The organism is Pseudophaeobacter sp. C1-32P7 (assembly GCF_041008775.1).
Classification (GTDB): domain Bacteria; phylum Pseudomonadota; class Alphaproteobacteria; order Rhodobacterales; family Rhodobacteraceae; genus Phycobacter; species Phycobacter gallaeciensis_A.
Map to the genome: position 1 here is coordinate 1 of NZ_JAXGFR010000042.1, position 10,326 is coordinate 10,326.

Consider the following 10,326-nt stretch of genomic DNA (forward strand, 5'->3'; position numbering starts at 1 on the left):
ACCCGCCGCTCAGCCCAGATCGCCTCAGGCCCCTTCGGAAAAATGATCTTCGCGATGCCGCATGAGTTCCCGGTTCGTTCGCACGAGCCGGACAATAATGTCACTTTTATGCAGTGACCCCAGAGGCGAACCTGCGCACCATACCGAGGCGATGAGACCATGTGTTGTTATCCGCACTGCCGTAGTTCGCTTTCCAGTCGAGGAACAAGGGCGTCGTGATTCGATCGAACCCATTCTCATCGCCATAGTTGGCGAACTTGCGCAGGACCCGTTCGTCAAAGGAGAGAACAAACCCCATCGAGCGCCGCAGGGCCAGATATTCATCAAGTCTTTGGGAAAGCGTCTTCATTGGGCGTCTCCCGAAGTTGGCCAAGGCCGCGAGATCGAGCGCAGGGCATCAACATCATGCTGCGCATAGATCGTTGTGGTCATCGCCGACCTGTGGCGCAGAACGTCGCCGATCTCGGCCAACGAAGCACCTTTTCGCAGCATGTCGGTGGCCAGGCTGTGCCTGAGAATGTGGCTACCGACATAGGCTTGTGGTGGACTGATACCGGTTGCGTCATAAGCATCCCGCAATATCCAGCGCAGGATTTGTGCGTCCTTGAACCTCTTGAACGGCGGTTTGACGGAGACGAACAGCGCCCGATCCGGACCTCGGCGCTCATGCTTGATGTAATCAACAATTGCCTCGCCAACTTCCGGCGACATTGGCATTCGGTCGTGCAATTGCCTCTTGCCACGGATCAGGATTTCTCCGGCCCGCCAGTCGATATCATCCAGTTCAATGGCCGTAACTTCCGGCGCTCGAAGGCCAAGCCGGGCGATCAGCATAAGCATCGCATAGTTGCGTCGGCCCGTTTTCTTGTGGCCGCGCACCACCTCGATGAGACGATTGACCTCTTCCGGCTCAAGATATCGCGGAATGCCGGTTGGTTTGGGTTGGCGCGCCTTTGGCACGGCGGCGCTCAAGTTGCGCTCGGTCTTGCCGCTCCAGAACAGGAACTGGAAGAGATTGCGAAGATGCGATGGGCCTGTCTTGTCCCGCGGCGCGTTTTGCTTCTCGCGCAATCGAAGTATGAAGCCCGTGATGTCGTCGGGCTTGATGCTATTGAGATCACCTAGACCGGCACCGAACTTCGCTGTCAGGAACCGATCAAAGAACCGCAGGCAATGGTAGATGGTCTCCTCGGAGAGGCCGCGTTGGACGCGAAGATAGGACTCGTAATCACGTTTTAGGACTGCCCTGGGCGACATGTCGAGCGGCGGCTCAGAGCGCGGCGGTGCGCCCGCGTGTTCGATCAGATAATCCCTGAACCGGTTGAGTCGGTATCGACAGTGCTTTTTGTCCTTTGCTGATGCAGCTTTGATGATCGGGACCGCAAGCTCGTCCATGATGTCATCTGTAAGATCAGCAGGACTGAGCTTGGCCGACAACAGGGCTTCACAGAGCGCCAGAGCATTTGACTTGTACTTGGCTATCGAACCTTTGCTGTATCCCTCATCTTCGATGCGCTCGCCGAAGAACTTCGCATATTTGATCAGGTCTGGCAGAGATTGGTCTGCGCGTGATGGCTTCGTTTTCATAAGCATTTCCTTCAGTTGGTTGAAGGTCGTGCTTATGGCAGCTCTCCGAACCGGACGTTCAAAACGCAGGCAAGCACAGTCACCATGCGGAATTTGGTTGGGCGGTGGTTATTGATTGGAGCAACACCTGTCATATAGCTCGTCCAGAAAGGGCGATTTGCCGTCGAGATATTCGGCAATGCCCGTTTGATTTTGTTTTTCGAGACTTAGCTTCAAAGTTGCATAAGCGGCTCGGTCCTCAGCGTTCGATCGCAGGTGATCGCGTATTTTGAGCATCCTCGTAACTTGCGGATGCCCTTGTATGCAGACATGCAACTTGTGGGTTCGCACGCCATCCACATCGCGTTTAAAGAAGTGGTGGCCTTGGACCAGATCACCGCCGCGCCTATAGTCCAAGTAACTCAGCTTATCCTGCCAAATTTCTAGAGGTTCACTGTCTGTAACAATCACCAAGACGTCAATCTCAGGTTTTGCCGCCAAGCCTTCGACAGCGGTACTACCGACGTGATGGATGGAAACCAGTCGGCTGGCGAAGATCGGTCGAAGGCGCTTGGCTTCGATCTCAAATTCAAGCGGCCAGCGGTTGTTGTACTTCGTGATCTTCCTCGTAAGGGGCATTCTGCGACCCTAATCCTAGAAGGGCTGTTGCTAAAGGGGTTCTCTGATTGCAGTTTCGTCAAGGGCAGCGTTTATGCCGTGTCTGGTCGCCAAAATCCCTACAAAACATCAGGTTTTGGAGATCGGCGCGGCATAATCCAAAACTCGGCATTATGGGTCTTATGCCGACATCGGCATAAGGCCCACTGGTGGCAGCATGTCGGATCGACATCGGGTCTGCTGTTCAGCCTCAGCTACCTTGCTCAATGTCACTCAAGCATGGGTGAGCTCAAGGAGGTGCTCGCCTCAGTCGGTGCCAAAAAGCCCCTGAAAGGCTATACGGATCAGATTCTTCTAAAAGAAGGGCACTCCGCGCAGGCAAAGCTCGCGCAGGCCAATACGGCCGTGAACAACGCTCTCGATGTCGAATACTACAAGTACTACGCCTATGAGCCCCGCAAACACGTCCATTGGATGATCAAGGAGAACCACTTCGAGTCAGTGGGGCACGGCTATTTTGTCGTCTACCATCAGCTCGTGGGAATGATCGCTGATACGATCGACCCGGAGTTCAAAATCCTGCCCAAGACCTCTAAATGGCAGGCCGAGGAGCAGCGTCTGAATGCCGCTCAGCATGAAGGGTTTTACTGGGGCTCTCCGGTTCGGCTGCCTGCAACAGGTTTGCGCGCGATTTATGAGGGGCAGGCAAGATTCATCCAGCTACAATTCCTGCACAACACGCAGCAGGAACCGCTCTCATGCACCGAGCTGCGCGACATGGGATACTTCTCAGGGATCTACGTCGAAGCATTCGAGCGCTTCCTCGAACTGGCAGAAGCCGAATGGCCGGAGCATATGGATGATCCGTTGATAGGTCTGTTCTTGCTTGTATGCGACCTGTCGATCAATCCTACGCGTGGGTTGCCCCTAGAGGTGACGAGTTTTGAGGATCTGATTCTTGACGTAGATGTTGGCGTCCGCTTCACGAGGCTTTGCCTTAGCGTGAAGGAGCTGCCGCACCTCAAGCGGTCCATCACTGAATACTCCAAAGAAGAGTACATCGCCGTATCCGAGGAGCTGACAAGCAATGTGGGCTACGATCACCCCATGGAGGGGCTGAGTGCTGTCTTGAAGTGGCATGAAAACGCTCCGGGCCTTCCCAAGCTTATGGAGGAGTATCGCTCGTTTGAGTACGAGCCCATGAATCTTCCAATCAGGGTGTTCCTCTCGCACTTTGTTGCGCTGTGCCAAGATAAGTTCGAGCGCCCCGAGTTCTTCTGCTGGCCCGGCGCCTATTTGGCGGGCGACAAGAACACGAGGGGCGTGCGCGACATATGGCTGCGCCATCTGTCGCTGTTCAGTGACCGGGGTGACAAGGATGGGGTTTATCCTAGGAGTTGGCCACACCGTACGGAAAAGGCCGTCATGGATACTTTTCATGGCTTCTACGGCATGATGCCTCTCTATGATCTGACCAGACAGTGGCTCCTTAAAGACGGCCCCTTTGCCTTCGATTTCCGTTGGTTGTTCGAGAACTACGATCAGACGCAAGCGGAGGCGTGGGGTAATGAAACATTTAAGAAGGTCTATGGAGTTACTCTAGACGACTTTGAAATCGTTCGATGATCAGTGCTGAACCTAGTCGTTTCTGTAGGAGTTTCAGATGACCACGTCACCAGTTGTTCTGTGAGCGCCACGCTGCACTGCCCCCAGTCGGCGTCCCGCTCTTCTCGACGCCGATGTCCACACGACTTGCAAAAACACTTGCCTCTTCACTGCCCTAGCCGCTTTGCCCTTTCTGCCATTCGGACCACTTGCGCGCTGGCCGTGACCGCAGCACTCCGCACGACTGCGGGGCTCTGCGATACGCCTCGTCCAATAGCCTCGCCAGTTGTCAACGCACCGATCCGCGACCTCCCTTTGACGCCGGCCGTGTTTAAGAGCCCGCGCATAATTCCTGTCGATCCAGCGACAACGGCGGGAGCGGCCGCCACCATCAGGTTCCCGGAGATCCCCCGCACAATCAGGGGCGTTGCCGCGACGAAGCCCTTGGCCAAGAAAACCATGACGAAGAACGGCACCAGCGAGCCGATGTTGGTCGCGGAGTTCGGATCACCGAGCTGGGCCAGCAGCGAATTCGCCATGCCGACGACGGTAGAGAACATTGCTGCGATTACGATGGGGTAGAAGGCATAGCTGACTGTCGTCGAGACCCATCTGTGGAAGAAATCCTTGGTCGCGTCAAAGAGCGACAGTGCGATCATGATCGGAGCGAGGCCAAGCATGAGTGTCAGCATCATCTTGGCGAAGATGAGTACGATGCCGGTCATAAAGCCGAGAAGGCTGAGGAGCACCAGGCCAATGCCGCCGAGGATCGCTCCGGTCATCCAGTTGAGGTTGTTGCCGATAGCGTTAAGGTATTGGCTGAACTCTGTAATCAGTCGGTCGAATTCGGCTGCGAAATAGGTAGCGCCCGCCCCGCCGCCCCCGACTGATGAAATCAGTGCGCCCGCCACATAGTCGAGCCCACCAATGACTGCATTTGCGACAGCGTTGAAGTTGGCCCAGTTGAAAGCGAAGACCCCTATCAGCATCAGCTTGATCAGGTACCAGAAGAAACTTGCCCCATCCATGCTGCGGAACTGGAATGCCATGTTCATGCAGACGCCGATCAGCGAAAGCGTGACCATCAGCAGGACGATCGTGCCGGTATTGCTCGCCACGGTCCCGAACTGGGACTCGGCCGCATCGGCGAGGAAGCCGTCGGCGGTTCCAACCATCCAGCTGACGATGCTCATTACCAGTTGCCTTGCGCTTCGCAGATATCCTGGACGGCGCGGGCGATCTGGTTCTGTTCGTTGCGGAGGGCCAATTGGGCTTGAGTGTGCTCCGCTTGGGTGTTGCTCGCGAACTGTTCCTCGTACTCGGTCGAAGCGGCATCCCAAGACGGGAAGCGCACATCACAGCCGCAATCGCCACTTTCGTTGATCGTCTCCCATGACCGCAACTCGTAGAGACGCATCAACGTCAGCGCCTTGTAGGCTTCCCGCGGATTGATTTCGTCCATCCAGGTCGGGCGCGCCGGACGATCGTTGCAAATCCGGTACTTCTGAGGCGACATATCGACCGTGAGATCGTTTGAGATCGGAGGCGAAGTCTGCGCCACAAGTGGGCCCGCAAGGGCGGCAAGCATGACTGCGAGGATTGGTTTTCGCATCTGGGGGGTCCTTTTTTACTCAGCGGCAACGGAGGGGCTCTTGTTGCCTCTGCCGTCGACCGTGTCGAGGTTCAAATCTGTGGTTTGACCCGGCAGGAAGAACTCGGTGATTCCGCGCGCGCCTTCATGGCGGCCTGCCTGAATGATCACGTCGATCGAGCCCTCAATATAATCGATCATGTCGGCATAGGTCATCGGCACATCCGTTTTCAGGGCAGCGATGGCGAGGCGACGAACAGCAAGTTGTGGGGTCTCGGCATGGAGCGTAGTCAGCGATCCACCGTGGCCGGTATTGATTGCCTCGAGAAACGTCATCGCCTCGCGCCCGCGGACTTCGCCTAGGACGATCCGGTCAGGTCGCATGCGAAGCGTTGAGGCCAAGAGCACATCGGCACTGCGGGCATCCGTGTCCCGGTCCGCGATCAACGTCACGGCATTGGGCTGCTCGGGGCGCAGCTCGGCCGCCTCCTCGATAGTGATGATCCGCTCTTCGGGCGCGATCAGCGAAAGGATCTTGCGCGCCGCGACCGTTTTGCCGGTCGATGTACCGCCCGAAACGATCATGTTGAGCTTGTTCTCGACGCAGAAGCGCAGCGCGGCGTCGATGTCGCCGGAGGCAACCACATTGCGCAGCGCGGCGTTTCGTTCGCGCCGCAGACCTTCGAGGCTGCGCTCCTTTCCATAGAGGAAGCCGAGCCGGATTGCCTCCAGCGGCAGGGAGGAGAAGAACCGCAACGATATTGAAAACCCGCCCTCGACTGCCGGCGGCTGGATCACCTGCGCGCGGATCGGGCGATCTCGATATAGGATCGAGACCGAGACAATGGGCTTCTTCGTGCTGAGCGTCGTCGAGGCGGCCGAGGCGATCTGGTTGCCGAGGTCCTTGATCTCGGTCTGGCTCAGCGGGCTGCCGAGACCTCGCATGAAGTGATCGCCCTGGAATTCGCCCCAGACTTGTCCGTCGGGATTGATGCAGATCTCGATCGTGTCGTCGCGCAGGATATCGGGGCCGAAACGGTCGAGCGACGCTTCCAGATAACTTGCAGCCATGTCAGAAAATCTCGAGGTCACGATCAACCATAACCGTGACCCGTGTACCCTGATCGACATGTATCACTGGCCGGATCGACAGATAGTCCTGCATCACGCTTTGCGTGCTATCGCGCAGGTCGGTGCCGACATCACTCGCAACATCGGCCGCCGCCTCGCTGTCGATTTGACCCGCTGCAGCTGCAGGCAAGGCGCCGATCAAGGAGATCAGCGCGGCGGAGCCGAACGCCCTCGCGAAACGGGTGTCGACAAACCCGGTGGTGCCAGTACGGCCGAGTTCGTCTCCACCGAAGGCGCTGATCTGCACGGTCTGATTGTCGGGCAAGATGATCCGGTCCCATGCCACCATGACGCGCGATTGGGCGAGTGCGACATCGGAGCGGTAGCGCCCGATCAGCCGCGCCCCTCGCGGGATCAGGATACGCGTTCCATCGAAAGAATGGACGTCTTCCGAGACGATGGCGCGGATCGCGCCGGGCAGTGTGCTGTCGAGAGCCGTCTCAGTCACAGCCTGAATCATGGTGCCCTGAACAACCGTGTTCGATGGGTTCGCGATCACTTCGGCACGTGTCACCTGTGCAGGTTGCGCGCCCGAACGAACAAAGGCTTCATCTGCATTCAAACGTGCGGCTTCCAGCGTGTTCTCCCTATCCGCACCCGCGCCCATCCCGGAGAACGCGATCATAGGAGACGCGATACGCTCTGCGCGGGCCTCGGCTTCGGCTGCGCGCCGCCTTTCGAGTTCGGCCAGCCGCAATTCTTCTTCACTTGGTCCCAATGAGGTCGGCTCTGGTGGCGCAAGCCGTGCAAGTTCCAAGTCCATTCGGAGCTGATCCAATTCGCGATCCCGCTCTGTCAGCTGCCGCTCGAGGGCACGCTGAGCCTCGGCGGATGCTTCCTGTAAGGTGGCAATTTGCGCCGTCAGGTCCGCAATCGCCTGCTCCGCCCCGCTATCCGCGGCCTCGGCCGGTCTTGCGCGCAGGTCCTCGAGTTCCGCTCTCAATGTCGCAAGACTTTCCATCAGCGCGAGTTCCGACTCGCTCGGACCTGTGTCCGCAGGCGGGGCTTGGCTGGGCTGCGGGGCAGAAATCGGCGCCAGATCTCCGAATCCGGGGCCGCTGGTCTGGAACTCCTCCGGCGCGGCGGTCGCCATTGGTGCTTCTGCTGACGGCTGCAGGGCAGCCCATGCCAGACCGCCTGCTGCCGCGATGCCGACGACCCCAAGGATCGCGGCAAGCGGCGCAGGCCGCTTGCTTGCCTTCGCTTTGCCTGTCGAGCCTTCGAGAGCCGCGAGGCGCGCGGCGAGGTCTTCCGTACCTTCGGTCATGATGTGGCCTGTCCTGCGTCCTGGACGCAAACCACCTCTTCGCCAAGGCGAAGGACCCATTGTCGGTCGACGCCGGACACGCGGATGACGCCGTCACTCAAGGCCTGGCTGTTCACCGCGCGTTCCCTGCCGTTCGAATATCGGAAGATGGCGGGCACCGGCGCGTTCCGTGCAAACCGGAAATACGTGAAGGTACCATCATCCCAGATGGCCGTCGGCGTGAACTCTTCTCGGGCACTGACCGCATAGTTCGCGTTCGGCGCATCGGCCGCAACCGCCCTGGCGGGTTGCACACGGTTTTCAGGATAGCGGAACTGCACGACATAATGCGGCGTCTCCCGGGCTTCGACGACATGGAAGTAGTAGGAGCGGCGGTTGGTGTAGACGGTGATGTTGGTGGCGACGCCAGATGCTGTCGGCTTGATGGCGAAGGCACGGCCACCCGGGACACCGTCGAATTGAAACCCGACCGTATCGCCGGCGATGATCGAGCGGATGGTTTCACCCTCACCGAATTCGACTGTGGTGACGCGGGTCAGAGTCGTGACGACACGGTAAACTTGGCCTTCAGTCCAGGTCGCGACGCGCACGCGATTGTCATGAGAGCCTGGGCGGGGCGTAGTTTCGGCCAAAGCAGTCGTTCCCGCGAACGCGAGAATACTGGCGGCCAGCAGCGCAGAGATTGGAGTGCGAGTCATTCGGAACGGTCCGATCGGATGGCATATTGGGTGACGGTGAAACCGAAAGGGTTTTGCCAGACATCGTCGATCGCGCGGGTCCGCTCGGGCCGGAATTCGAACATCAACGTGGCAGTGAACGATCCATCCTGTACCCCCTGCGGGCTTGTCAGGCGCTTTCTGAGCCGCACCTGGGCGCGGTTATCGCCAATAAGGGTGATCGATGCGATCTCAACGGCCATCTCGGCTGCCGCCCCATATCGCGTCGGCGGATAGCTCTCCTGCCCCGATGTCCACATCGCGCGCATGTTGGCCTCGGCCGATCCGGAAGACTGTGCGAGGACACGGCGGACACGAAGATCGTTGTCGAGCTGGTTGTAGGTCTCGCGGTCGAGAATGTAGCGGTAGATTTGCGCTTCGATCACGGCAGGACGTTCGGCAAGCGACACGGTTTCAACCGTGGCATTGGGGAGCGCCAGCCCGGTCGCGGGATCGTAGGGCACAACCACGGGAGGCGGCGTCTCGACCATCAGCGCGACAGCCGCAGCCGTCAAACAGCCGAATACGCCAAAGCCTGCCCCGGAAATGCCGATCATCCGCCAAAGCTGTTCCCGGCGCAGGGCACCGTAGACAAGTTCCTCTTCAACGAGCTCGCGCGCAGTCATCACCCCTGCCCCACTCATGGCTCAAGATCCGGCAAGGTGAAGTCCATGTAGCGGCGTTCTTCGGCAACGGTGGCGGCGTCAACCACGCCTGCATTGCCAGCGCCTAGGGTTTGGATCGCTTCCAGCTCCCACATCCGGGTCATGGCGATGGCGAGTTCCGCCGTGACGCGTGTGTTATGATCCATCGAGGCTTTGAGATCTTCCATGTCGGGGATCATCTCGACCAGACGTTCCACCCGTTCGAGAGACTGTTCCGCCTCTGCGTGGCTGTTCTGCGCCGCCGCCGACATCACAGCACCTGTGGTTGCCCGCGTGGCCACGCCTTCGGCGCCCGGATTGCCGCTGGTGGCGATCTCGCGGAGTGAATCATCGTCGAACCCGGCGCTTGCCAGCGCCTGTTCCATCTGCGTGCGCATGGGCCCGGCATTGGGCCCGATGAGGGCGCTCCAATCGCCCGCCTGGATGCCTCGGATCAGGCCGGGGATGTTTTTGATGTTGGCCTCAAGCAAGGTGTCGAGGTCCCCGCCCATGGCAAGTCCGAGGATGCTGCGCGGCCCGGTGAGCGAGGCATACATCTCGTTCAGCTGATCGAGTTGGCTTTGCAGCATGTCCAGTTGCTCCAACGCATTGTCCAGCAGATCGGTCTGGATCCCGAAATCCTGCAGCATCTGCTGAAGCTGGCGGATTTCCTGGGCGATGTTCTGGGTGTCGACCGTGGGCACGCCCTGAGCGGTGACGGGCCCCGCGAGGGCGGTGGCCAGCGCGAGGGTCGCGGCGGTGGTAGTGAGGGAACGGTACAAGCGCCGGATCATCGCAATGTCTCCTGGGTGAAATCCATGAATTGCCGCTCGGCAGCCTGGGCCGCCGCCAATGCGATCTGTTCCGCACTGAGTGGCTCGGTTCGGGCGGCCTTGATCCGGGTCCGGATTGCGACCAGCCGGGCCAGTTCGGCCCGGGCATAGGTGTTGAGCGCGATGGCCTCGTGGAGATCCTCGGTCTCACCGATGCGGGTGATGATGTCCTGAACCCGCAGGGCTGCGGCCCGGACCGAAACCAGCGAATAGTCGCCATAGACCCCGGCGCCATGGGCCGAGAGGCTGAAACTCGCGTTGGCGAGGAGCACAGGGTCGATGGTGCCGAGCGCATCGATGCCGCCCACGGCCGCGAGGTAGCTGTTGTACTGCTGCGGGATCACCACGACATAGT

The 10,326-nt window shown here is 59.3% G+C and carries 11 protein-coding genes and 1 pseudogene; 1 reads left to right on the top strand and 11 read right to left on the bottom strand.

Going from position 1 to position 10,326, the window contains the following annotated elements:
• Positions 1-106: 106 nt before the first annotated feature.
• The 3 genes from SM763_RS23365 to SM763_RS23375 form a co-directional block, all read right to left on the bottom strand.
• The gene (locus SM763_RS23365) at positions 107-349 is read right to left on the bottom strand and encodes a hypothetical protein (RefSeq protein WP_368999922.1); all 243 of its coding nucleotides are present in this window, start codon (positions 347-349) and stop codon (positions 107-109) included.
• The gene (locus tag SM763_RS23370; RefSeq protein WP_207509043.1) at positions 346-1,587 is read right to left on the bottom strand and encodes a tyrosine-type recombinase/integrase; all 1,242 of its coding nucleotides are present in this window, start codon (positions 1,585-1,587) and stop codon (positions 346-348) included. Before SM763_RS23370 ends, SM763_RS23365 begins: the two co-directional genes overlap by 4 nt.
• A gap of 108 nt (positions 1,588-1,695) precedes the next feature.
• Positions 1,696-2,205, bottom strand: coding sequence for a GrpB family protein (locus tag SM763_RS23375; RefSeq protein ID WP_050686097.1), 510 nt, complete (start codon positions 2,203-2,205; stop codon positions 1,696-1,698).
• A gap of 258 nt (positions 2,206-2,463) precedes the next feature.
• Here SM763_RS23375 and SM763_RS23380 point away from each other — a divergent pair, with 258 nt between their 5' ends.
• Positions 2,464-3,810 carry a hypothetical protein gene (locus SM763_RS23380; RefSeq protein ID WP_368999923.1) on the top strand — a complete coding sequence of 449 codons (1,347 nt, stop codon included), beginning with the start codon at positions 2,464-2,466 and terminating at the stop codon, positions 3,808-3,810.
• A gap of 146 nt (positions 3,811-3,956) precedes the next feature.
• On the opposite strand, the gene SM763_RS23385 is transcribed toward SM763_RS23380, so the two are convergent.
• The 8 genes and pseudogenes from SM763_RS23385 to SM763_RS23420 form a co-directional block, all read right to left on the bottom strand.
• Positions 3,957-4,982, bottom strand: a complete 1,026-nt coding sequence (locus SM763_RS23385; protein ID WP_368999924.1) for a TrbL/VirB6 family protein — start codon at positions 4,980-4,982, stop codon at positions 3,957-3,959.
• Positions 4,982-5,401, bottom strand: a complete 420-nt coding sequence (locus SM763_RS23390) for a hypothetical protein (RefSeq protein ID WP_040885977.1) — start codon at positions 5,399-5,401, stop codon at positions 4,982-4,984. Before SM763_RS23390 ends, SM763_RS23385 begins: the two co-directional genes overlap by 1 nt.
• A gap of 15 nt (positions 5,402-5,416) precedes the next feature.
• The gene (locus SM763_RS23395) at positions 5,417-6,451 is read right to left on the bottom strand and encodes an ATPase, T2SS/T4P/T4SS family (protein WP_368999925.1); all 1,035 of its coding nucleotides are present in this window, start codon (positions 6,449-6,451) and stop codon (positions 5,417-5,419) included.
• A 1-nt stretch (position 6,452) separates the two neighbouring features.
• The gene (locus SM763_RS23400) at positions 6,453-7,778 is read right to left on the bottom strand and encodes a TrbI/VirB10 family protein (RefSeq protein WP_368999926.1); all 1,326 of its coding nucleotides are present in this window, start codon (positions 7,776-7,778) and stop codon (positions 6,453-6,455) included.
• On the bottom strand, positions 7,775-8,476 hold the full coding sequence (locus tag SM763_RS23405) for a TrbG/VirB9 family P-type conjugative transfer protein (RefSeq protein WP_368999927.1): 702 nt from the start codon (positions 8,474-8,476) through the stop codon (positions 7,775-7,777). The genes SM763_RS23400 and SM763_RS23405 overlap by 4 nt, the downstream gene beginning before the upstream one ends.
• Positions 8,473-9,120 carry a VirB8 family type IV secretion system protein gene (locus SM763_RS23410; RefSeq protein WP_368999928.1) on the bottom strand — a complete coding sequence of 216 codons (648 nt, stop codon included), beginning with the start codon at positions 9,118-9,120 and terminating at the stop codon, positions 8,473-8,475. Before SM763_RS23410 ends, SM763_RS23405 begins: the two co-directional genes overlap by 4 nt.
• Before the next feature lie 14 nt (positions 9,121-9,134).
• The gene (locus tag SM763_RS23415) at positions 9,135-9,932 is read right to left on the bottom strand and encodes a type IV secretion system protein (protein WP_368999929.1); all 798 of its coding nucleotides are present in this window, start codon (positions 9,930-9,932) and stop codon (positions 9,135-9,137) included.
• Positions 9,929-10,326, bottom strand: a pseudogene (locus SM763_RS23420) (lytic transglycosylase domain-containing protein); the annotation flags it as partial. The gene SM763_RS23415 and the pseudogene SM763_RS23420, both read right to left, overlap by 4 nt.

Excerpts from the sequence above, each read along its gene's own strand:
- SM763_RS23365 (WP_368999922.1), bottom strand. The coding sequence starts at position 349 with ATGAAGACGCTTTCCCAAAGACTTGATGAATATCTGGCCCTGCGGCGC.
- SM763_RS23370 (WP_207509043.1), bottom strand. The coding sequence starts at position 1,587 with ATGAAAACGAAGCCATCACGCGCAGACCAATCTCTGCCAGACCTGATC.
- SM763_RS23375 (WP_050686097.1), bottom strand. The coding sequence starts at position 2,205 with ATGCCCCTTACGAGGAAGATCACGAAGTACAACAACCGCTGGCCGCTT.
- SM763_RS23380 (WP_368999923.1), top strand. The coding sequence starts at position 2,464 with ATGGGTGAGCTCAAGGAGGTGCTCGCCTCAGTCGGTGCCAAAAAGCCC.
- SM763_RS23385 (WP_368999924.1), bottom strand. The coding sequence starts at position 4,982 with ATGAGCATCGTCAGCTGGATGGTTGGAACCGCCGACGGCTTCCTCGCC.
- SM763_RS23390 (WP_040885977.1), bottom strand. The coding sequence starts at position 5,401 with ATGCGAAAACCAATCCTCGCAGTCATGCTTGCCGCCCTTGCGGGCCCA.
- SM763_RS23395 (WP_368999925.1), bottom strand. The coding sequence starts at position 6,451 with ATGGCTGCAAGTTATCTGGAAGCGTCGCTCGACCGTTTCGGCCCCGAT.
- SM763_RS23400 (WP_368999926.1), bottom strand. The coding sequence starts at position 7,778 with ATGACCGAAGGTACGGAAGACCTCGCCGCGCGCCTCGCGGCTCTCGAA.
- SM763_RS23405 (WP_368999927.1), bottom strand. The coding sequence starts at position 8,476 with ATGACTCGCACTCCAATCTCTGCGCTGCTGGCCGCCAGTATTCTCGCG.
- SM763_RS23410 (WP_368999928.1), bottom strand. The coding sequence starts at position 9,120 with ATGACTGCGCGCGAGCTCGTTGAAGAGGAACTTGTCTACGGTGCCCTG.
- SM763_RS23415 (WP_368999929.1), bottom strand. The coding sequence starts at position 9,932 with ATGATCCGGCGCTTGTACCGTTCCCTCACTACCACCGCCGCGACCCTC.